The sequence below is a fragment of the Staphylococcus sp. IVB6240 genome (assembly GCF_025558425.1).
GTDB lineage: Bacteria > Bacillota > Bacilli > Staphylococcales > Staphylococcaceae > Staphylococcus.
Genome location: NZ_CP094718.1, coordinates 840574 through 864741, shown reverse-complemented (window position 1 = coordinate 864741; position 24168 = coordinate 840574). Strand labels below are relative to the sequence as shown.

Annotated in this window: 23 protein-coding genes and 1 pseudogene; 1 reads left to right on the top strand and 23 read right to left on the bottom strand. The window is 37.3% G+C overall.

All coding sequences use genetic code 11. From position 1 onward, the window contains the following. The first annotated feature begins 121 nt into the window (after positions 1-121). Complete coding sequence (locus tag MUA88_RS04330; RefSeq protein WP_262605857.1) at positions 122-535, top strand: VOC family protein; 414 nt, start codon at positions 122-124, stop codon at positions 533-535. A gap of 47 nt (positions 536-582) precedes the next feature. On the opposite strand, the pseudogene MUA88_RS04325 reads toward MUA88_RS04330, so the two are convergent. The 23 genes and pseudogenes from MUA88_RS04325 to pgeF form a co-directional block, all read right to left on the bottom strand. Then, positions 583-1407, bottom strand: a pseudogene (locus MUA88_RS04325) (N-acyl homoserine lactonase family protein). Beyond that, entirely contained in the window at positions 1404-1844 is a 441-nt protein-coding gene (locus MUA88_RS04315) for a MarR family winged helix-turn-helix transcriptional regulator (RefSeq protein WP_262605856.1), read from the bottom strand. The pseudogene MUA88_RS04325 and the gene MUA88_RS04315 overlap by 4 nt, the downstream one beginning before the upstream one ends. Before the next feature lie 196 nt (positions 1845-2040). Then, positions 2041-2649: an orotate phosphoribosyltransferase gene (pyrE, locus tag MUA88_RS04310; RefSeq protein ID WP_262604889.1), complete on the bottom strand. Its 609-nt coding sequence runs from the start codon at positions 2647-2649 to the stop codon at positions 2041-2043. Next, entirely contained in the window at positions 2649-3341 is a 693-nt protein-coding gene (pyrF, locus tag MUA88_RS04305) for an orotidine-5'-phosphate decarboxylase (protein ID WP_262604888.1), read from the bottom strand. Before pyrF ends, pyrE begins: the two co-directional genes overlap by 1 nt. Further along, positions 3342-4262: a dihydroorotate dehydrogenase gene (locus MUA88_RS04300; protein WP_262604887.1), complete on the bottom strand. Its 921-nt coding sequence runs from the start codon at positions 4260-4262 to the stop codon at positions 3342-3344. Beyond that, a complete protein-coding gene (locus MUA88_RS04295; protein ID WP_262604886.1) occupies positions 4259-5023 on the bottom strand; it encodes a dihydroorotate dehydrogenase electron transfer subunit in 765 nt (254 codons plus the stop codon). The genes MUA88_RS04300 and MUA88_RS04295 overlap by 4 nt, the downstream gene beginning before the upstream one ends. 14 nt (positions 5024-5037) lie before the next feature. Continuing rightward, positions 5038-8211 carry a carbamoyl-phosphate synthase large subunit gene (carB, locus tag MUA88_RS04290; RefSeq protein WP_262605855.1) on the bottom strand — a complete coding sequence of 1058 codons (3174 nt, stop codon included), beginning with the start codon at positions 8209-8211 and terminating at the stop codon, positions 5038-5040. Then, entirely contained in the window at positions 8204-9304 is a 1101-nt protein-coding gene (locus tag MUA88_RS04285; protein ID WP_262604884.1) for a carbamoyl phosphate synthase small subunit, read from the bottom strand. The genes carB and MUA88_RS04285 overlap by 8 nt, the downstream gene beginning before the upstream one ends. Then, a complete protein-coding gene (gene pyrC, locus MUA88_RS04280) occupies positions 9304-10581 on the bottom strand; it encodes a dihydroorotase (protein ID WP_262605854.1) in 1278 nt (425 codons plus the stop codon). Before pyrC ends, MUA88_RS04285 begins: the two co-directional genes overlap by 1 nt. Before the next feature lie 14 nt (positions 10582-10595). Next, positions 10596-11474, bottom strand: coding sequence for an aspartate carbamoyltransferase catalytic subunit (locus MUA88_RS04275; protein WP_262604882.1), 879 nt, complete (start codon positions 11472-11474; stop codon positions 10596-10598). A 13-nt stretch (positions 11475-11487) separates the two neighbouring features. Continuing rightward, a complete protein-coding gene (locus MUA88_RS04270; protein WP_262604881.1) occupies positions 11488-12786 on the bottom strand; it encodes a uracil-xanthine permease family protein in 1299 nt (432 codons plus the stop codon). Between the two features lie 199 nt (positions 12787-12985). Further along, on the bottom strand, positions 12986-13510 hold the full coding sequence (pyrR, locus tag MUA88_RS04265) for a bifunctional pyr operon transcriptional regulator/uracil phosphoribosyltransferase PyrR (RefSeq protein ID WP_262604880.1): 525 nt from the start codon (positions 13508-13510) through the stop codon (positions 12986-12988). Positions 13511-13897: 387 nt separating this feature from the next. Then, complete coding sequence (locus tag MUA88_RS04260) at positions 13898-14815, bottom strand: RluA family pseudouridine synthase (protein ID WP_262605853.1); 918 nt, start codon at positions 14813-14815, stop codon at positions 13898-13900. A gap of 3 nt (positions 14816-14818) precedes the next feature. Next, a complete protein-coding gene (gene lspA / locus MUA88_RS04255; protein WP_262604878.1) occupies positions 14819-15304 on the bottom strand; it encodes a signal peptidase II in 486 nt (161 codons plus the stop codon). Between the two features lie 369 nt (positions 15305-15673). Continuing rightward, complete coding sequence (locus MUA88_RS04250) at positions 15674-16327, bottom strand: hypothetical protein (RefSeq protein ID WP_262605852.1); 654 nt, start codon at positions 16325-16327, stop codon at positions 15674-15676. 214 nt (positions 16328-16541) lie between these two features. Next, positions 16542-16877: a hypothetical protein gene (locus tag MUA88_RS04245; RefSeq protein ID WP_262604876.1), complete on the bottom strand. Its 336-nt coding sequence runs from the start codon at positions 16875-16877 to the stop codon at positions 16542-16544. A gap of 256 nt (positions 16878-17133) precedes the next feature. Next, positions 17134-19881: an isoleucine--tRNA ligase gene (ileS, locus tag MUA88_RS04240; RefSeq protein WP_262605851.1), complete on the bottom strand. Its 2748-nt coding sequence runs from the start codon at positions 19879-19881 to the stop codon at positions 17134-17136. Between the two features lie 188 nt (positions 19882-20069). Further along, a complete protein-coding gene (locus MUA88_RS04235; RefSeq protein WP_262605850.1) occupies positions 20070-20669 on the bottom strand; it encodes a DivIVA domain-containing protein in 600 nt (199 codons plus the stop codon). A gap of 25 nt (positions 20670-20694) precedes the next feature. Beyond that, a complete protein-coding gene (locus tag MUA88_RS04230) occupies positions 20695-21465 on the bottom strand; it encodes a YlmH family RNA-binding protein (protein WP_262605941.1) in 771 nt (256 codons plus the stop codon). 175 nt (positions 21466-21640) lie between these two features. Further along, a complete protein-coding gene (locus MUA88_RS04225) occupies positions 21641-21931 on the bottom strand; it encodes a YggT family protein (RefSeq protein ID WP_262604873.1) in 291 nt (96 codons plus the stop codon). A gap of 10 nt (positions 21932-21941) precedes the next feature. Continuing rightward, positions 21942-22508, bottom strand: a complete 567-nt coding sequence (locus MUA88_RS04220) for a cell division protein SepF (RefSeq protein WP_262605849.1) — start codon at positions 22506-22508, stop codon at positions 21942-21944. A gap of 4 nt (positions 22509-22512) precedes the next feature. After that, positions 22513-23187, bottom strand: a complete 675-nt coding sequence (locus tag MUA88_RS04215) for a YggS family pyridoxal phosphate-dependent enzyme (protein ID WP_262605112.1) — start codon at positions 23185-23187, stop codon at positions 22513-22515. After that, positions 23177-23998: a peptidoglycan editing factor PgeF gene (gene pgeF, locus MUA88_RS04210; protein WP_262604871.1), complete on the bottom strand. Its 822-nt coding sequence runs from the start codon at positions 23996-23998 to the stop codon at positions 23177-23179. Before pgeF ends, MUA88_RS04215 begins: the two co-directional genes overlap by 11 nt. Positions 23999-24168: the final 170 nt, after the last annotated feature.

Genomic DNA, 24168 nt, shown 5'->3' with positions numbered 1-24168 from the left:
AATAACCTCCACATATGATTTATTCTTATTGTAACTGGTTATATAAAGAAGTAAAAGTGTAAGACTATGCAAGTTCTGTAAATAGTAAGTTTAAAATTATATTGCAAAGGAGTTAATACAAATGCAAATTCCTAAAATCACACCATTTTTAATGTTTAATGGCGATGCAGAAGCAGCCATTAAAAAGTACACATCACTTTTTGAAGACAGCGAAATCATTACAATGGTCAAATACGATGAAACAACACCAGAACAAGCTGGCAAAGTACAACACGCCATCTTTACTTTGAACAATCAAGTTTTCATGGCGATTGACAATATCAATGGTACACCAATCGAAATGACACCTGCCACATCACTTTATATTACTGTAAAAGATGTCTTTGAAATGGAACGTCTCTTCAATGGCTTAAAAGATGGTGGCGCGATTCTAATGCCTAAAACAGCAATGCCGCCTCAATATCGCGAATTCGCTTGGGTACAAGACAAGTTTGGTATGAACTTCCAACTCGCCTTACCCGAAAAGCAAAAATAACGCAAAAAAGACCTCACTTGGAGGTCTTTTTTTCTGGCTCTTCACACTTATAATGTAATGACATGCGGTTTTGTATTCGCATCATGGTTTGCTAAAGCTTCGATACAATTTTCATCATTTGCTTTCTTTTTCACCCAATTCAATGATGCACGCGCTTCTTCTTTGTTATCTAATACACCTGGTAAAATATTTTCTTCCCAAGATTTATTTGCATAGCCAACATCAGCTGCTAATAATACGAATTTGTCATCATCTTCTTTTTTTATCATCGTTGCACATAATCCTTTACTGTGCCCCGGACACCATATCATTTGAACTGTTTGATCACCAAATAAATCAAATGAATAACCTTTTGGACCTAATCCAGTATGTGATAATGGGAATGATTTGAGCGTAACACCCTTCCACTCATGAGAAAGATAATGCATTTTATCCTTTTTAATCGCTTTGAATTCAGGCTCACTTAATAAAATATTTTTAGCATCTTTAACATGTCTTAAACCATCAACATGATCACAATGCATATGACTCATTAACACATAATCAATGTCTTTCGGTTCGTATCCCAATCGTTTTAATTGTTCATGTACTGCTTGTCCTTCAGGTAAATCAGCCTTGTTGACCGGATATTGGAAGAGTAAGTTTCTAATTTGTTTCGTTCTATTATCTGTATGCCAGCCTGTATCAATTAATATTCAACCTTTTGGATGTTCAACTAAATATACAGATACTGGAATACTAATCTGATGTTTCTTTGAACGGAATAACCCTGTCCAAGCAAGTGGTCTGTTTGATTCATAGCCGAATGGAAGTGCTTCGTCAACAATGACTTCTCCTGTGTGTAATACATGTATCTTGATGTCGTTTGTCATATATTTTTCTCTCCTTGTTTTAGCAACTGGTCAACTTCACGCATATTTGAAAAAAATTCAGCTGCTTGTACTTTGTCTAAATTTAATTTCTTCATGAATGATTCATAAAGAATGCGTTGTCTTTCTTCATAAAAACGGATGCCCTCATCTGTTAGTGTAATCACTTTTTCTCTTTTATCTGATGAACTAATTCGTGTCACAAAACCTTTTTCCTCTAATTTTTTCACTCTTTTAGAAATGGCTGTTTTAAAAACACCTTGTTTCTCCGCAATAGTCTTTAAAGGAAGCTGTTTGTGCTTGAGTAATAATTTAAAAACACCTAATTGTTCCCTAGAGATATCAATGTTCTGTTCTTCAATCACTTCATTGATAAGTTGATTCACTTTAATAAATGTTAAATGCATATTGTTAAATTCTTCAAAGGTGGATTGATCCATACCTAACCTCCTTTGACATATAGCACACCTAGGTGTACTATATGTCAAACATTACAATTTAATAAGAAAAAACATTCAACTTTCATGCTGAACGGTCTGATAAATCTTGTATATAGCTAAATGATTCAAAATATAAAAAAAGGCGGGATAGCATTTCATGCCATCCCACCACAAAGGTAAAGAGTCATTTATTTAATTATAATTGATTTCTCCAAGACACCAATGTATCAATATCTTCTGAAGTGATTTTACCTTGTGCTTCTGCCACTTCAATCAATTCATCATAGTTACTGATTGTATAGAATGGTACTTTTGCCTCTCCGAACATATCATCTGCTTTTTGTAAGCCATAAGTAAAGATGGCAACAACACCTAAAACTTCAGCGCCGGCTTCACGCAATGCTTCCACAGCTGTAATTGAAGAACCTCCTGTTGAGATTAAGTCTTCAATGACAACGACTTTCTTCCCGTTACTATTTGCACCTTCAATTTGGTTTTGCTTACCATGACTTTTACTTTTTGAACGGACATAGTTCATTGGTAAGTTCATTTTATCTGACACGTATGCTGCATGTGGAATACCCGCTGTTGCAGTACCTGATACGATGTCTACATCTGGGAAATGTTTTTCGATTAATTCTACTAAACCATCACGAATCGCTTCACGTACTTCTGGGAATCCTAATGTAATTCGATTATCACAATAAATAGGTGATTTAATACCTGAACTCCATGTAAACATGTCATTCGGTGACAATGAGACTGCTTCGATATCTAATAATGATTGTGCAATTGCTTTTACCATTAACCTAACCAACTTTCTGTAATTTGTTGATAACTTGCGACCGGATCATCACTTTGTGTAATCGGTCTCCCTACTACAATATGCGTCGAACCAAGTGCCTTTGCCTGTTCAGGCGTCGTGACACGCTTCTGGTCATTCACAGCAGTGTTTGCTGGACGTACACCAGGCGTTACCTTTAAAAAGTCTTTCCCACAGTGCTCTGTAATTGGTGCTGCTTCTAGTGGTGAACAAACTACACCATCCAATCCAGAATCCTGTGCAAGTTTCGCGTAATGACATACCGCTTCTTCCATTGTCATATCGATTTTCTGTTCATCATGCAGTTGTTGCTCTGTTGTTGAAGTTAATTGTGTGACTGCAATAATCTTCGTATCAGGATTTGTACGTCTTAATCCTTCAACTGCGCGTTGCATCATCACTGAACCACCTGCTGCATGCACATTAACTAAGTCGACATTCAATCGACCTAAGCCTTCCATTGCTTTTCCAACTGTATTTGGAATATCATGAAGTTTTAAGTCTAGGAAAATATCATGTCCTTGTTCTTTGATTTCTTCAAGTAATGCAGGGCCTGTTTGATAAAATAGCTCCATACCTACTTTTACAAATAAAGGTGTATCAAACTTGGCTAAAAATGTCATCACTTCTTCTTTTGTCGCAAAATCTAATGCGATAATCGGTGTCTGTTTCATTTATCCACGCCCTCCTTGTGTCCGACCTTTCAAATCATGGATATGCGTCACACCTAATTCATCTAAGCGTGCTGGTAAGGCATCGATAATATCTTTACACACTGTTGGATTTTGGAAATTAGCTGTACCAACGGCAACCGCATCTGCCCCGACTGAGATAAAGTCAATGACATCTTGTTCATCTTGCACGCCGCCCATTGCAATAATCGGTATATCTGGTAAGGCTTTGCGCACTTCATAAACCATGCGTAATGCAACAGGTTTAATCGCTGGGCCACTTAGACCACCGACTACATTGTTAATAATCGGTTTACCTGTATTCGCATCAATACGTAATCCAACAAGTGTATTAATCATCGTTAACCCGTCTGCATATTCTGCAATGGCAGTTGCCATCTCAACAATATTTGTTACATTCGGTGATAATTTCACATATACTGGCACAGAAGAAACAGCTTTTACTTTACGTGTGAGTTCAGCTGCAACTTGTGGATCGACACCAAACTGCATGCCGCCTTCTTTAACGTTCGGACATGAAATATTTAGTTCAAGTGCTTTTACATTCGGTGCTTTTGAAATATGTTCAGCGACATATACATAGTCTTCTTCAACAGAACCTGCGACATTCGCAATAATCGGTACATCATATTGCTCTAATGCTTTAAGTTCATGATCTAAAATATGATGCACCCCTGGATTTTGTAAGCCAATCGCATTGATCATGCCACTATCTGTTTCAGCTACACGCGGTGTTTCATTACCGAAGCGAACTTCTTTTGTAGCTGCTTTAATCATGATTGCACCTAGTTCTGACAGATCATAAAACTGACTATATTCTTTCCCAAAAGCGAAACATCCACTTGCTGGCATAATAGGGTTTTTAAGTGATAAACCTGGGATTTCTACATTCAATCGACTCATAGTACCACCGTTCCTTTTTCAAATACTGGACCATCTGTACATACTTTGACATAGTCTGTTGGACTCTCCGGTACATGGCATACACATGCAAAACATGCACCAATACCGCATCCCATACGCTCTTCTAGTGAAATGTAGCCAGGAACATCTTTTAATGTGTACAATTCCGTCAATGCTTTTAACATCGGTTTTGGACCACACGTGTAGTAAATATCATAATCTACTGGTAATTTATCAATGACTGTAGTTACAAAGCCTTGTGTACCCAGTGATCCATCTTCTGTTACGATATGTGTCTCACCTAGCGCTTCAAATTTTTCTTGATAGAAGACATCTTTTTTAGAACGAAAACCTAATACATGTACCGTTTCAATACCACGTGCATTAAGTTGTTTTGAGAGTTCATAAAGCGGTGGCACACCAATACCGCCACCAACAAGCAGTGCTTTTTTCTTTGCTTTTTCGACTGGGAAGCCATTACCAAGAGGTGCAAGAATATCTAACGCATCCCCTTCACGTAATGCTGCAATTTTCTGTGTCCCTGCCCCTTCTGCACGAAACAACATTGTAAAGCTTTGATTTGCTGGATCAATCTCACAAATTGAAATCGGACGTCTCAACATATGTTGTGATCCTTGCCCTGCTTTGATGTGTACAAACTGACCCGGTTGTTTTAAAGATGCAACAACCGGTCCAGCCACCTTCAATTCATAAATACGATCTGCAATCTGTTCATTTGAAATGACTGTTAATTTTTCCACCGCTTTCGTCCCTCCTACATATTACGCATTGAGAATGTCATGCTTTCAATAACGTTTGTTAATGCATTCGCTGTATCTAATGATGTTAAACATGGTACGCCGTTCTCTACTGAAGTACGACGGATTTGGAAACCATCTCGTGCAATCGTTTTACCTTTTGTCATTGTATTAATTACAATTTGCACGTCGCCACCTTGGATTTTAGAGATCAAGTCATCTTGTCCACCAATTTTGCCAACTGTTTCTACTTTGATACCATGATCTGCTAGTTTTTGCGCTGTCCCTGCTGTTGCGATAATTTTATAACCTACCGCATTCAATCTTTGCGCGATTTTTACCATTTCATCTTTATCTTTATCACTTACGGTAATCAGTGCTGTACCGTAGTCTTTAACCGTCATACCTGATGCTGTTAAACCTTTGAATAAGGCTTTTTCAAGTGTTAAGTCACGTCCCATGACTTCACCTGTTGATTTCATTTCCGGTCCAAGTGTGATATCTACATTTTTCAACTTGTTAAAGCTGAATACTGGTGCTTTAACGAAGACACCTTCTTGATATGGTTGAACCCCTTGTTTAAATCCAAGATCTGCTAATTTTTCTCCCATGATGGCACGCATAGCCAATTGCGCCATTTGAATGCCTGTAATTTTACTTAAAAATGGTACTGTACGACTGGCACGTGGGTTTACTTCTAGGACATAAACGCCATCGTGTGCTAAAACAAACTGGATATTGATTAAGCCCACAATGTTTAACCCTTTTGCTAACTTCACTGTGTATGCTTCCAGTGTATCAATTTCTTCTTGTGACAATGTTTGTGGTGGGTATACTGCAATTGAGTCTCCTGAATGGACACCGGCACGTTCGATATGTTCCATAATACCTGGGATAATCACTGTTTCCCCATCACAAATGGCATCCACTTCGATTTCCTTACCTGTTAAGTAACGGTCTACAAGGACTGGATGATCCGGGCTTGCTTTTACCGCTTCTGTCATATAGTTATGAAGTTCATCATCATTATAGACAATTTCCATCGCACGTCCACCAAGTACATATGAAGGTCGTACGACAACCGGGTAACCAATTTCACGTGCGTTGTCTAGTGCTTCCTGTGCTGATGTTGCTGTCTTACCTTTTGGTTGTGGCACATCGATGTTACGCAATAAGGCTTCAAATTCTTTACGGTCTTCCGCTCGGTTTAAGTCTTCTAATGATGTACCTAAAATTTTCACACCATGTTTTGCTAACTTATCTGCCAAGTTAATCGCTGTTTGTCCACCAAACTGAACAACCACACCTTTAGGCTGTTCGAGGTTGATAATGCTCATAACATCTTCTTCTGTCAGTGGCTCGAAGTATAATTTATCTGAAATTGAGAAGTCCGTTGATACCGTTTCAGGGTTATTGTTTACGATTATGGCTTCATAACCTGCATTTTGAATGGCCCATACAGCGTGTACTGTCGCGTAGTCAAATTCTACCCCTTGTCCAATTCGGATAGGACCAGAACCTAAAACGATGATCTTTTCTTTGTCAGTAACAATCGATTCATTCTCTTCTTCATAAGTACCATAGTAATAAGGCGTTGCAGATTCAAATTCTGCCGCACATGTATCAACCATTTTGTAAACTGGGTGAATATCATGTTCTTGACGTAATTGTGCAACCGCTTCTTCTGTCATTTCAAAGCGATGCGCAATTGTACGGTCACTAAAGCCATAACGTTTGGCCAATCTCAAGTAATCAATATCCCCTTTATTTTCTTTAAGGGTATGTTCGATATCAATGATATTTTTGAATTTATTTAAGAAGAAGTAATCAATTTTAGTCATTTCATGTAGTTCTTCTAATGTTGTCCCTCGACGAATCGCTTCTCCTATAAAGAAGAGACGTTCGTCATCCTGTGCTTCAATACGCTTTTTAATGTAGTCAAGGTCGAATGATTCGCCATTTGGTAAGCCGAGATGATGCACACCATACTCCAGTGAGCGAATAGCTTTGAGCAATGACTCTTCGTACGTACGACCTATCGACATGACTTCCCCAGTCGCCTTCATTTGTGTTCCTAATTCACGTTCACCTTTTTCGAATTTATCAAATGGGAAGCGAGGGATTTTAGATACGATATAGTCTAAGCTTGGTTCAAATGCTGCGTATGATGTACCTGTTACTGGGTTTTTCATCTCATCCAATGTTAAGCCGACCGCAATTTTTGCAGCTAATTTCGCAATTGGATAGCCTGTTGCTTTAGATGCAAGCGCTGATGAACGTGATACACGTGGGTTTACCTCGATAATGTAGTAATTCATTGAGTGTGGGTCTAAGGCGAGTTGTACGTTACATCCCCCTTCAATACCTAAGGCGCGAATGACTTTTAATGATACGTCACGTAACATTTGGTATTCCACATCAGACAATGTTTGGCTCGGTGCAACAACAACTGAATCACCTGTATGAATGCCGACTGGGTCAATGTTTTCCATGTTACATACAACAATGGCGTTATCGTTTTTGTCTCGCATCACTTCATACTCAATCTCTTTATATCCAGCGATTGATTTCTCAATTAAACATTGTGTGGCTGGGCTGTATTTCAAACCGTTCGATACCACTTCTTGTAGCTCTTCATCATTATGACAAATACCGCCACCTGTTCCACCCATTGTGAAGGCAGGACGTACGATTAATGGATAACCCACTTGTTCTTTGAAAGCAAAGGCTTGTTCTAATGTATTAACAATGTCACTTTCAGGAAAAGGTACATTTAAGTCGTTCATCAATGTACGGAATAATTCTCTGTCTTCCGCTTGGTTAATTGATGATAACTCTGTACCTAACAATTGCACATTGTTAGATTCAAGCACGCCACTTTCATGTAGTTCAATGGCCATGTTCAAACCTGTTTGTCCACCTAATGTTGGAAGTAACGCATCTGGTTGTTCTTTACGAATGATACGTGCGATAAAGTCATGTGTTAGCGGTTCGATATAGACTTTATCGGCAATTTCTTTATCCGTCATAATGGTTGCAGGGTTAGAGTTAACTAAGATAACGCGATACCCTTCTTCTTTTAATGCAAGACATGCTTGTGTCCCTGCATAGTCAAATTCTGCAGCTTGACCGATAATGATTGGACCTGACCCAATTACAAGAATTGTTTTGATATCATTTCTTTTAGGCATTGTGAACGCGCTCCTTTTGTTTGTATTCTTCCATTAAGTCGATGAATTGATCGAATAAATAGTTTGAATCTGTTGGACCTGGACATGCTTCTGGATGGTATTGAACTGAAAAGGCTGGTAATGTTTTATGTTTTAAGCCTTCAACCGTTCCATCATTCAATGCAATGTGTGTAATTTCTAAGTCTGTATTCGCAATCGATGCTTCATCAATCGCATAACCATGGTTTTGACTTGTTAAAGCGATTTTGCCAGTTGCTAAATCTTTAACTGGATGGTTAGCACCACGATGACCGAATTTCATCTTAAATGATGTAGCACCTTGTGATAGTGCGAATAACTGATGTCCTAGGCAAATACCAAAGAATGGGATTTTACCGAGAATACCATTAATCATATCTAATGCAACTTTTACATCATCTGGATCTCCAGGGCCGTTTGATAACATCACGCCGTCCGGAGACATTTTTAAAATTTCTTCTGCTGTAGTGTCATAAGGGACAACTGTTACTTCACAACCACGTGCATTTAACTCACGAACGATATTTTGTTTTTTACCGAAGTCAACAAGTACCACACGTTTATCAAATCCTGTTGATACATATGGTGTTTTCGTTGATACAGTTGGTACTTCTGTTCTTGGAAGCTTAACTGCTTTTAATGTTTCAACCATTTCATTTATTTCATCTTTATTGTCAACAAATGCTGCTTTCAACACACCATGTTCACGAATTTTTTTCGTAATACTGCGTGTATCTACCCCACTGATACCAGGAATGTCATATTCTTTTAACACTTCATCAAATGATTTTTGTGCACGGAAGTTGCTTGGATATGCACACGCTTCTTTTACAACGACCCCATTTAATGTCGGTGTTAATGATTCAAAATCATCATAGTTCACACCATAGTTACCAATTAGTGGGTACGTAAATGTAATAATTTGACCAGTATATGACGGATCTGAAATGGTTTCTTGGTATCCTGTCATTGCTGTATTAAAAACAATCTCGCCTTTTGTTAAGGTATCTGAACCGAGCTTGAAACCTGAATAAAATGTACCGTCTTCTAGAACAATATAACGTTTCTCAAACATTATGCGTGTTCCCCCTCATATCGAATGTCGCCTTCTACCATTGTTAGCACTGGATTTCCGTATACCTTTTCGCCTAAGAATGGTGTGTTTGATGCTTTAGATAAGAAATCTTCTGCTTTAATTTCAAATTCATCTTCTAAGTTGATTAAAGTTAAGTCAGCCAATTCACCTTCTGCTAAGCACCCGTATGGTAAGTTGAATGTTTCCGCTGGTTTGATTGTTAAGTAATCGACCAATTGTTGTAATGTCCATTCACCTGTTTTCACATAGTGTGTATATAATAACGGAAATGCTGTTTCACTGCCGACAATACCAAATGGTGCACGTGTCATTGTTTGAGCTTTTTCATCTGCAGCATGTGGTGCATGGTCTGTTGCAATACAATCAATTGTGCCATCGAGTAGGCCTTGAATTAACGCTTCTTTATCCGCTTGGCTACGCAATGGTGGATTCATTTTATACATTGCATTATCTCCAGGTACATCTTCTTCTGTTAAAAGTAAGTGATGTGGTGTGACTTCTGCAGTTACATGAATACCTGCACGTTTCGCATCACGAATCACGCGTACACTTTCTTTTGTAGAAACGTGACAAACATGGTAATGACAACCTGTCGCTTCACTGAGTAAGACATCTCGAGCAATTTGAACAGATTCACAAATATTCGGAATTCCTGGAATACCTAACTCTGCACTGCGCTTAGCTTCGTGCATCGCCCCACCATAGATCAAGCTATTGTCTTCACAGTGTGCCACGATGGCTTTACCTTGTTCTTTTGCTTTTTGCATCGCTTCATACATCATCGCTGCTTCTTGTACACCGACCCCATCATCAGTAAAGGCAAAGGCACCTTCTTCTGTTAATGCCTTAAAGTCGACATGTTGTTTACCCGCTTGACGTTCTGTAATCGCCGCATACGGTAATACACGAACATGCGCATTATCTGAAATTAATTGGTTCAATCTATCCATATTTTCAACTGAGTCTGGAACAGGTTTTGTATTTGGCATTGGACATACTGTTGTAAATCCACCACGTGCTGCTGCAAGTGTTCCCGTTTCAATTGTTTCTTTATGTTCGCCACCTGGTTCTCTTAAATGAACATGTACATCTACAAATCCTGGTGCTAAAAATTGACCTTTCGCATCAATCACAGTCATATCGTCTGTTGCTTCAATCGCTGGTGCAATTTGTTTTACTTTTTTACCTTCGATCAAGACATCTACCTTTTTTAATGATCCTGCTTCTAAAATTTGTGCGTTTTTAATTAATTTCATGTTTTTTCGCTCCTTTAAGATTGTATCGTTTCAGTTAATACAGCCATGCGTACGTATACGCCATTTTCCATTTGTTTAAAAATGCGCGACTTTGGTGCCTCAACGAGATGATCTGCAATTTCAACATCTCGATTGACTGGCGCTGGATGCATGATGATGGCTTTCTCTTTCATTTGTTCGTAACGCGCTTGAGATAAGCCATACTGCTCATGATACGTACTTGCTTCAAATCCTTGTGAACCACCATCATGACGTTCATGTTGTACACGCAATAGCATCACAATATCAACATCAGATATCACATCATCAAGTTCCACATATTCCCCTGGCATCTGATCGTCTTGCCAAATCTCTGGACTTGAGAAAACAACTTCTGCGCCAAGTGCTGTCAGACTGTGATAATTACTACGTGCAACACGTGAGTTTTTAATATCACCACAGATGACAACTTTCAAGCCTTCAAAACGCCCGAACTCTTCATAAATGGTCATCAGATCTAAAAGGCTCTGCGTTGGGTGCTGACCACTTCCATCGCCTGCATTAATAATTGGAATTCCCATTTCTAACAGCTGATTATAGTAATCATTTTCTTGATGACGAATGACAAGTGCATCACAACCAATGCTTTGTAATGTACGACACGTGTCATACAATGATTCACCCTTATTTACAGATGATGTCGCCGTATCAAAGTTAATGACCTTCATATCGAGTCGCTGCTCTGCCATCTCAAAGCTACATTTCGTACGTGTTGAGTTTTCAAAAAACAAGTTTGCAATGTATTTCCCTTTTAAGTCGGGTTGATGATCACCGTTTTTATATGCGATAGCTGTATCTATCAAATGCTGCATTTCTTCAATTGATAAGTCTGCCATTGAGACAAGATGTTTCATGATGGATCCTCCTTTAATTCTTACCTTTTGGAAGTATTAAGTTTAAGATGATACCCGCTGTAGCTGATAATGCCATACCTTCAATTGTTAGGCTCACACCAACGTCTGTTAGATTCAGCATCATATTACCAATACCGATAACTAAGATGACTGATGCAATCACTAAGTTACGGTTTTTCGCAAAGTCCACTTGACTCTCAACAATCATGCGTAAACCACTTGCTGCGATCGTACCGAATAAGAGGATTGAAACCCCACCCATAACTGGCGTTGGAATAGAGGATACAAGCGCTGTAAACTTACCAACAAATCCTAAGATAATGGCAATCACTGCAGCACCACCGATGACGTAGATACTGTAAATTCTTGTAATCGCAAGTACACCGATGTTTTCACCGTATGTCGTACTTGGTGGTCCACCAATAATACTTGAGAACATTGTTGAAACCCCATCACCAATAATTGAACGGTGAAGGCCTGGATCTTTGAAGAAGTTACGTCCAACAATTTTATTAATAACCATTTGGTGTCCGATATGTTCACTCACTGTTACAAACACAATTGGTAACATGACTGCAACCAGTCCGATGTGGAATGATGGTGTGTAGTCAGCAAATGGAATGTAGATATCTGGGAATTGGAACCATTTTGCTTCTGCTACTGGTTTGAAATCAACTATTCCGAAAATAATTGCTGTAATATAACCTGTGACAATCCCGATTAAAACCGGAATCAGCGAGAAAAATCCTTTCGCAAATCCTTGTACAAGTAGTGTTACAAACAATGTAATCCCTGCAACAGCCACATACGTTAAGTTGTAATCTTCCATAGCTCCTGAGTTTTCAAACATGGCCATGTTGACTGCTGTTGGTGCTAAGCTTAATCCGATAACCATGATGACTGGTCCAACTACAACTGGCGGTAACAAACGCATCAACCAGTTCGTACCGCTAAATCGAATGGCAATACCAATGATGATATACATCACACCACTCATGAAGAGTGCGACTAACATATCGCCTAGGCTGTTTGTACTTAGCCCTGTAATAATTGGTGTAATAAATGCAAAACTTGAACCGAGATACGCTGGAATTTTACCTTTTGTAATTAAGATATAAAGTAGCGTCCCAATCCCTGAAGCGAGTAATGCTGATGATACAGGTAAGCCTGTTAGGAATGGTACTAAGACTGTTGCCCCAAACATTGCAAATAAGTGCTGCAAGCTTAAAAATGCCCATTGACCTGCCTTTGGTTTTTCATTCACATCCAGTACAGGTGTGACTGTTCGTTCAAACATTTGTTCATTTTCCATGTTGTTCTTCCTTTCGTTATAAAAAAAGTCCCTTAACTTGATTCGTTAAGAGACTGGGGCTGGACGAATTTGTCAGGTATGTATCTGCCTTCATCGATTTGGATACAGATGTTCCAAATCTGGCTTTCCAATGATTTCAGATAGTCCTTCAATTGTCGTCGCATACCTTTGCCAGTCTCTCGTACTGAATTAAAAGGTTCTATGTAATTTCAACCGCATTGCGATCGTCTATTTCTGTTAAATAAACATTCACGGATTCATCACGTGACGTTGGGATATTCTTTCCTACAAAATCTGCACGTATCGGTAACTCACGATGGCCACGATCTACAAGTGTCGCCAAACCAATTTTTTGTGGACGGCTATGTAATAAAATGGCATCTAATGAAGCACGAACTGTTCGACCTGTATACAACACATCATCCACAATAATGACAACGCGATCCGTTAAATCTGTGTCAATTTGATATGTTTTGTCATTAACCACATGACGCGTGTGTTTATCATCACGGAAGCTCGTAATATCGATTGTCCCTGTTGGCACATGTGCATCTTCAATCTGCTGGATTTTTTGTTGAATGCGATTCGCCAAAAATTCACCACGTGTTTTCACGCCTAATAATACAAGGTTTTCTGGACCTTTGTTATACTCTAAGATTTCATGAGCAATGCGTGTTAACGTACGATTAATTGCAGATTCATCTAAAATGATCCGACTTGTCACCGTAATCCCTCCTTGGCATACAAAAAAACTCACGCCTATCAGACATGAGTTTACTCAAAGTACAATCGCTCTATATGTATAGATATCCGTCTCTCGTACGTCAATCTACTATTAGCCATTGCTTCAATTCGTATATTTCATGTCTTTTGAGCCTCTCTGGACTCCCAGTTAAAGACGTTATCGTTTTGTTTGTTTTGCTGGTACTATCTTATCGTTTTTCGCGTGCTTTGTCAAAAGGATTTGAGAAAACATTACAAATAAATCATAAAATATTAAAATTTAGTGCTCGGTAAAGTATAGACGGTCACCCGTTTCGTTTACTACGACTATGAAAAAAGAAGTTCTAAGTTAAGGACACATGCCTTTCATAGAACCTCATAATTATTATTAGATTTCTTCACGGCGCGCTTGTTCAATGACCGCTTCGAATTCTTCAGGAAGCGGTGCAGTACGCTCAATATATTCACCAGTTCGTGGATGTTCAAAGCCAATCACACCGGCATGTAATGCTTGTCCACCAATCTCAGGTGTTTTCTTTGGACCATATTTTGGATCTCCAACTAATGGATACCCAATATATTTCATATGTACACGAATTTGGTGCGTACGTCCTGTTTCTAATTGACAAGATACCAACGTATGGTTTTTAAAGTTTTCTAAAACATTAAAGTGCGTGATTGCTGGCTTACCGTCATCTTCAACAGCCATTGATTGTCGGTCATTTTTATTACGACCAATCGGTGCATCAATCGTACCGAATTCATGTGGAATATGACCATGTACAAGTGCTGTATATTTTCTTGTAACTGTCTTTGCCATTAATTGCTCTACAAGTGCTCGGTGTGCAACATCGTTTTTCGCAATCATCAATAAACCAGACGTGTCTTTATCGATACGGTGAACAATACCTGGGCGAATCTCTCCATTGATCCCCGATAAGTCTTTAATTTGATACATCAGACCATTCACAAGTGTTCCTGAGTAATGTCCTGCTGATGGATGTACCACCATTCCTTTTGGTTTGTATACAATTGCAACATCTTCATCTTCATAATAAATATCTAAATTTAAATTTTCAGGTTGAATATCTGCTTCAACCACTTCTTTTTCTGTTACAACGACTTGATCGTCTAACTTCAGCTTATAGTTTGATTTAACTGGCTTACCATTTACCGCCACTAAACCTTCTTTGATCCAATCTTGAATCTGACTACGCGACCAGTCACCATTGAAACTCGGTAACACTTTATCAATACGTTGTAAATGATGTGTCGCATCTTCAATTTTAAATTGATGTTGTTCCATAAATTACACCTTTCTCTTATCGTTTGATTTATCTGTTAATAGGATAATGACAAGAATTACTACCCCTATTGTCAAGCTCGCATCAGCAATATTGAAAATCGGAAAATCATAACCAAAAATATTCGTATCTACAAAGTCCACCACTTGGCCATTTAATAGTCGATCTATAAAATTCCCAATGGCGCCTCCAAGTAATAAGCTGATTGCAACTTGCATTAACATATGATCTTTAGCTTCTTTAATATAAAATACAATGAGTGCGATAATAATCACAATCGTAATCAGGTAGAAAAAGTACATCTGTCCACTTAAAATGCCCCAAGCAGCACCGTCATTACGATGTGACGTTATAGACAGGAAGTTGGGAATCACATTAAATGATTCACCGATCGTCATTTGTGTCGCAATTACCCATTTTGTCAACTGATCTGCGATTAATACGATGATCAGTATTGTAAGCGATAGCCCGATATAATAGTGTCGTTTCATCCAAATTAATCCTTTCTATATGGATTCATTGCTATATTATACCATTTGGCAAAGAAGAAAGGTACTTATCATATACAATCATGCATACGAAAACGTAGAACCAAAAATTTTTTCTTTAATTGTTATACATCATTAAAATAAATGTAATTAATATAAAAGCTAAATTCACAATAATATTGTAACTCGGTAATTATAGTATTTATCCAAATTTCCAATACTTTTTACTTTATTCCACATATATTTAGTATGAAATGATATGTGGATGGTTAATGGTGCGTATTAAGTCCATAAAGAAAGACAGATAAGTGTTTTTCTGCATTCACTTATCTGTCTTAATTTAATATTATTTCATATTTTTAAGTCACTGTTTTACTTTTCTTTAAAAATTAGGTCATGAAAGTCATCAAAAAATAATTGTAATATTTTCTGTCCAAAGTCATTCGCATAATCTTCACTTTGAAGTTCATCTTCAAACCACATACCATTAATATATTCATGATAGTGTCCTATTTCATGAGCTAAAATTTCTAATATATTTAACACAGCAGCATGAGTTCCATGTGATTTCTTTATACATCGATAATCTTGCAATGATACTTTTATTTTAGGGTACATTGCTAAACGATGTGGTAATTCAATATAACCATCACAATGTTTTAAATTTTTCTTTGTAAATGTAATCGTCAAACGAATTGGGAACTTCAATTGTTGGTCCAAAAACGTTTCAAACAATTGCACCATTTTAATAATTCTCTTAGGCATGTCTTTTTTATATTTAATTTTCAACCCATGTTTTAAGTGTCTTTGATACATAGGTGTCATAAAGATATATTGATGAAACATCGCTTCTTTTTCTTGATACATTCTTTTTTCATATTGTGAATACTGACGAATGTATTCTTGAGCATCACAATCTTCTTGATCCATTACATAAAACTTACTAATTTGTAAAGCTAAGTCTCCTAGTACATCAAAAATAATTGATATGAATACATCCTGCTCTAACTCTTTTTTCTTTTTCATATCTCGTTCGATATCATATAAAGAATAATAAATTTTTCTATCTTTCATATCTACATGACAATCATATAAATAGCCGTATGACAGAATAAGATGGTCATGAACAATTATTTCTATTGGTTCTTTAAACTGACGATGAAGATTAAGCCACTTGATATAGTCATCTATTCGTTTAATAAAATGTGCATATTTTTTTCTATATGTTTGGTTAAAGTAATCATTTATTTCCTCTTTTTGTTAGATCCTCTTGTTTTTTTCCAACTTTATGTTTTTTACTAGGTGTGTGTTTTATAGTTTTTCGACCATTTCTATATTTACCGGTGGATTTTACTCTACCATTTTGTCTGGCTTTATTTCTAAGTTCTCTGCCCATTTTAATTTTCCCTCTTGCCTGTGCAGTATTTTCAAAATTAAAATGGTTGATAGCTTTAAGAGAAGTGACATTGCGATCCAATTTCTCTTCCCTTGAATAATCGATTACTTCTACAACTAAAAAAGAAACTATTATTACAATGAAAATTTTTCTAATTAGCTTTATACCATTCAGCTCCAAAATTTTGTATTAACACAAATTTTATTAAGTACTTAATAAGATAATATACTCAGCCAATATCAGCGTCAACAACAACTTAATAATATTATAAATTCAATTTTTATTAATTTATTTTTACTAATTATCAATCATTCGTATATTCCTTTATACATGTAAAAAATGTCATTTTTAACATTGTTTCTAACTAAAAGAAGCCCCTTTAAACAATACGTTGTTCAAAAGGAGCCCCTTATTAATCTTTAATTTTAATTTTTTCTTATCCAAGTGTTTTTACAACTTGTTGACAGCGTGGACATAAGTGCGTTAACTCGCCTACTGCACCTAAATCGTCACTGTAGTTCCAGCAACGTTCACATTTCTCACCGTCTGCTTTTGCAATTTCAACTGTTGCGTATTGGTATGCTTGACCAGCTGGTGCATCTACCACTTCCACTTGAGAAACGATGAATAATTGATTTAAGTCATTGAAGTCTTTTAAGAATTCAACTGTATCAAATGACTCACTGTTACCAATAAGGACTTTCGCCTCTAAAGATTTACCGATAACTTTTTCATTACGTGCTGCTTCTAAGGCACGGTTCACATCGTCTCGTAATGCCATGAACTGTGACCATTTATCTAATAACGCTTGGTCTACTTCTGCAACTTTAGGCATATCTGTTAAATGAACGCTTTCAACTGTTTCTTGTTCAATATGTGACCAAACCTCATCCGCTGTGTGAGGAATGATTGGTGCTAATAATTTTGTCATGTTTACTAAGATTTCATAAAGTACTGTTTGCATGCTACGACGTTTGTGCGCTGATTGTGCTTCGATATATAAAATATCTTTACCATAATCTAAGTAGAAGTTACTTAATTCAACGTTGATAAAGTTTTGAACTTCTTGATAAATATCTAAGTAATCATAGTTATCAAAGTGTTCTAAAGTGCTATTCGTGAACTCACGAAGACGGTTTAAGATGTAACGATCCACTTCTAATAAGTCACTTTCAACTACTTTATCTGTTTCAGGATTGTAGTCACTCACGTTACCAAGTAAGAAACGTAAAGTATTACGGATTTTACGGTATACATCTGCCACTTGTTTTAAGATTTCTTCAGAGATACGAACGTCTGCAAGGTAGTCTACTGAACTTACCCATAAACGTGCGATGTCTGCACCTTTTTGTTTTACGATAGTATCCGGTACAATCACGTTACCAAGTGATTTACTCATCTTTTTACCTTCGCCATCCATAACGAAACCATGTGATAATAACATTTTATATGGTGATACTTGACGTGTTGCAACTGATGTTGTAATTGATGAGTTGAACCAACCACGATATTGGTCACTACCTTCTAAGTACATGTCTGCTGGGAAGCTCAATTCTGGACGTGTTTCTAATACACCACGGTGTGAAGATCCTGAGTCGAACCATACGTCCATGATGTCTTCTTCTTTTGTGAAGATACCATTTGGACTACCAGGATGTGTGAAGCCTTCTGGTAATAAGTCTTTCGCTTCACGTTCGAACCAGATGTTTGAACCATGTTCTTCAAATAAGTCAGCCACGTGGTAAACAGTTTCTTTTGTCATGATAATGTCGCCATTTTCAGCGTAGAATACTGGAAGTGGTACACCCCATACACGTTGACGAGAAATAACCCATTCGCCACGGTCACGAATCATATTGTAGATACGTGTTTTACCCCAGTCAACTTTGAATTTTGTTTGGTCGATGGCATCTAAGATATCTTGACGTACTTTTGAAATAGAGGCAAACCATTGTGGTGTTGCTCTGAAAATAACTGGTTTTTTCGTACGCCAGTCATGTGGGTAACTATGTGTAATAAAGTCTAGTTTTAAAAGTGCACCTTTTTCTGTTAAGAGCTCAGTAATTTCTTTATTCGCTTTATCGTAGAACATACCTTCAAATTGGCCTGCTTCTTCTGTGAAAACACCTTTTGCATCAACTGGGCTAATAACTTCTAAGTCGTATTTTTGACCTACAATATAGTCATCTTCCCCGTGTCCAGGCGCTGTATGTACACAACCTGTACCTGCATCTGTTGTTACATGCTCACCATTGATCACAAGTGATACACGATCGATGAATGGGTGTTGTGCTTCTACATATTTAAGTTCAGAACCTTTGACTTCTTTTTCGCGTACGATTGTTTCTTTATCCCAACCAAGTTGTTCTGCAACTTCATCAACTAACGCTTCAGCAACAATGTATTTTGTACCTTCTACATTCATTTGAACGTATGTCAATTCAGGATGTACACTGATCGCAACGTTTGCTGGTAATGTCCAAGGTGTTGTTGTCCAGATAATGAACTTCGCATCTTCATCTACGACACCTTTTGAATCTTTCACGTCAAATGCAACATAAATAGATGCTGAACGTTTATCGTGATATTCGATTTCTGCTTCTGCTAATGATGATTCACTTGATGGTGACCAGTAAACAGGTTTTTTACCTTTATAGATTAATCCACGGTCAGCCATTTCACCAAACACACGAATTTGTGCTGCTTCATATTCTGGTTTTAATGTGATATATGGATTATCAAAGTCGCCATTCACACCTAAACGACGGAAGTCTGCTTTTTGATTTTCAATTTGTTCCATCGCAAATGCTTCACACATTTTACGGAATTCAGCTGTAGACATTTCTTTACGCTTAACGCCTTTTTTCGTTAGGGCTTGTTCGATTGGTAAACCATGTGTGTCCCAACCCGGAACATATGGTGCATAAAAACCTTGCATTGTTTTATAACGGACAATAAAGTCTTTCAAGATTTTATTTAGCGCATGTCCCATATGTAAGTTACCATTCGCATAAGGTGGGCCATCATGTAGAATGAAATGTGGTTTCCCTTCATTTTTCGCTAATAATTTATTGTATAAATCTTGTTCACGCCATTTTTCCTGGATTTGAGGTTCTTTGTTTGGTAGTCCCCCACGCATTGGAAATTTTGTTTTTGGCATTAATAATGTGTCTTTGTACTCCATTTACTTTACACTCCTTTAACTAGAAAGAACTCTAAGCTCAATTACAGGGACGGCTATACCGCGGTACCACCCTGATTAACTCAGCTTAGAGTTCTCTCGTTAACATTTATGGATTTTTAAAAAGTCAGTGATACAAGAAAAGGTCATCTACCAGGCTCTCACCACCCCTGGCTCGCTATAGAGATGAATTATTTTTCTTGCTTGTCTGCTTCTTTTTGTTCAGTTTTTTCCGGTGATTCTTTTGATTTTTCTTTTTCAGCTTCAGTAATGTCTTTTTCATTAAGATGTTTGAAGTTTTCTTCAGTCACTTGTTGTGCATCTAAATCATAATTGAGTAAGTAATCCCAATCATCATTCTTTAACAAGTCTAACTGTGCTTCAACAAGCATCTTGAAACGCGAACGAAAGACTTTAGATTGACGTTTCATATCTTCAGTTTGGAATGAAATACGTCTTGCTTTTTCAAGGCTATCATTTACAATGTGTTCACCTTCTGCATTCGCCTTAGCAATAATCGCTTCTTGTTCTTTTTGTGCCGCTGCTTTCGTTTCATCTGCAGCGCGTTGTGCACTTACTAACGCTTCTCCAACTGATTTCTCAACTTCTTTGAATGATTTGATATGTGAGTCACGTTCAGCTAAAAATTGTTCTAATTGTTTTTTATCTTCTCTTAAACGTTCAATCTCACGTGATAATTCACTCAAGTAAGATTCTACTTCTGTCGGTTCAAAACCATTTTTAATTCGTGTGAATGATTTATTTTTAATTTCACTTGGTGTATAAGCCATGATAAGTGTCCTCCTCCATCATACACTATTTAAATAATGTTTGATAGGTTATTCTCAATTTATCTTTTTTCGTACGATCACCAATATGAGTTATGCGCGCTCTTCCATATCCTTGAATGGATAATAAGTCTCCCTGCTCCAATTGATAATCGACAGCTTCGATTACAGTGTGATTGACTTTCACACGCTTACGCTGAACAAGTTCTTTTGCAATCGTTCGAGATTTATGTATCATTTCTTTCAACACAACATCCAAACGTAATGCACTCACTGTTGCATCTACTGTTTGCCAGTACGCTTTTGATTGTACCATATCTTGTAAGGAAACAACATGTAGTTTAACTGATGCACCTTTAATCTTTGTTAATTCCATTATGATATAAGATTCTAACTGATTTGTCAAAACAAACTGAATACTTTCACCAACAATGATGTCACCTACTTGTTCTCTTTCAATCCCTAATGACATAATTGTCCCTAAAATATGACGATGTTCTAGTGTTACAAACTTCTCAGGATATTGAATCTCAATAACACTCAACTCAAAATCACTTTCTTCTGGTACATAGTAGTCAGGGGCAACAATGGCACGACATCTCTCAGCATTTAAGCCACCGTTAAAATGAACTTTCATATCTGGAAAACTTCCAACAATGACTTCAAGAATGTATTGTCCTCGTGGATCTAAAAAATGTGTAAGTACTGGTGCATATTGTTCAGATGCTGTTCGTACTTTATCCAACAAACTATCTATCGTTGGACGTTCTTCAGCTCGAAAATGTTGATAGATATCTATTTAAGACACTCCCTCTCATATAACATGTAATGCGAAAAATCCCGTAATAAGACACACTGCCTTAAGACGGGACCTAAATTTAAGCAACTATCCATACAACCTTGTCACCCAAAAACAGCGGGCTTCGAAAATGATGACGCATTAGCTTCATCTCATTTCGTCGATAGTTTTTATTTTAGTAAAACTGATTAATAATAAATTGATATATCGCAACGATTCCCTGTGAAAATAAATTCAAGACAATAAACGCTACAATTGGTGACAAATCAATCATACCAAGTGGCGGGATAAAACGTCTAAATATCTCTAAATATGGTTCATAAATTTTTGCCATATATTGTCCAACTATGCTCTCTCTCGCACCAGGTAACCACGACATAAAAATATAGATAATCATGCCGATTGAATAGATGCGTACGATAAATAATATAAATTGTACAATGGTTGTTAATAATTCTAAACTCATGTTTATCTCCTTATTCGTATTGCGTCTCCATAGATTCGATATGATCCGTAATACTTCCAGCAACTTCTACATTGTCAGGTGTACATAAGAAAATATCCGCACCTACACGTTGAATATCCCCACCAATCGCATAGACTGTCCCACTTAAGAAATCAATGATACGTTTGGCAGATACTTGATCAATACGCTGTAAGTTAACTAAAGTTGCACGACGATTTTTGAGCTCATCTGCAATATCTTGTGTATCTGAAAATACACGTGGTTCAAATAAGCACATTTTTGAACTTCTTTGTTGTTCAACTTCTTGAGTTTGATTCATACTTACCACATTCCCTTGCCCTTGATTGTTCGATTGTTGAGGCACTTGATGCAATCTTTCATTCTTTGGTGGTTTAATACGTGTCGGTTGTTTTTTAGGAACTGATTGAATCGCACGAGGACGTTCGGTAGCTTGTTTTGTAGTACGTGCTGGCTCCGACTCCGCTTGTGGCTGTCTACGTGTTTCTTGCTCCTCTACAAACGTTTCCTCTTCTTCTTCAATTGTAAAAAAATTGTTGAACAAATCTTTAATTGCCATGAGTTCACTCCTCTTTTCCTACTAGACGCGTGCCGATCCTTACAAATGTTGCGCCTTCTTCTGTTGCCAGAGCATAATCATTACTCATTCCCATGGATAATTCCGTACATGGTGCATGTGTAAATTGACGTGCTTGGATCTCATCACGTTTATGTTTAAGTTGTTTAAAAATTGATTTCAAATAAGCTTGATCATCCGTATAAGGTGCCATTGTCATCAAACCAACAACACGGATGTGTTCATATTCCTCTAGCATCTCAATAAATGGTATCACTTCATCAAGACTGACACCATGCTTAGACTCTTCACCAGAAACATTGACTTGAACAAAGCATTTAATTTCATGTTCAGCACGTTTGTTAATCTCTTTTGCTAAACTTTTTCGATCTAAAGCATGTAAATAGTCGATCTCATTAATGACATCTTTCACTTTTCGTGATTGTAACGAACCTATAAAATGCATTGTAACATCACTTGGTAGCGCCGCTTTCTTCTCTAAAAATCCTTCAAGACGATTCTCGCCAAAATGACGAAGTCCAGCATCATATGCCTCTTGAGCTCGCTCTATTGTAACATATTTTGTAACGGCAATCACGTTTGGTAATGTTGCATCTTTCGCTTTCGATACGTGTTCTGTTAATGTTTTTTCAATTACTTGCAAATTTTCTTTAACTGACATCTTCATTCATCGCTCCTTCGCTTGATTGGGATATGAAGGCTAGCATACGTCCCGTTTTACCTTTTTCAATACGATATGAGAAAAATCGATCTAATTCTTCAGAAGTGGCATGCTTTGTAACATAAATATTTGATTCTGGTATACCACCATGAATACATAAATATTTATTAATTTCTTTTAAATCAATACCATGCCTATCTAGATCACGTGTGTCAATCATAGGTGTAACATCTATTGGTAGATTTTTGAACTTAGATAGAATGTCGTCATTAATTTCATATGAGTTGGATGTCGCTGGTCCAATAACAACATAAAGGTCGTGTAAATCATATGGAAACTGTCCAATCATTTCATTTACAATTTGTTGTACCGTGCCACGCCAGCCAGCGTGAGCCAATCCGATAAAATGATGTTTCGGACTATAAAAATAGATTGGAACACAATCCGCATAACACATCGTTAGTACTGTATCACTATCATACGTATACATCCCATCTATTCCATGAAGGACATCATCCGATAATCTATCAATATTTTTACCACGATCTGCACGCGTGACTTCTACTACTTCATGGCCATGCATCTGAATCGGAAAGACCCATTGATTACGCGGTATGCCAATCTCTTCAGCAAGTATATTTTGATGGTGCGTCACATTTTCGGGCATGTCATCAATATAACGGGCCATATTAAATGCATTGTTTGGATACGGGCTGACACCCCCTTGTCGGGTTGTAAATCCAAGTGTTACACCATGATCCAGTGCGGCTTCATATGATAAATAGTGTTTGCGTTGTAAAAATTGTTCCATTCCTTACACTCCCTTCGTCTCAACGACATATCTTCAAATGCTAAACTTGACCAACCGTTAAAAAACGAAATGCTAGGACAATGAAGTAATGACATTTGCCCTAGCATTTTTCTACTCAAATTTGAGTATGATCACTATCTCTAGACAGTAACCAATTTATTTATAATGAC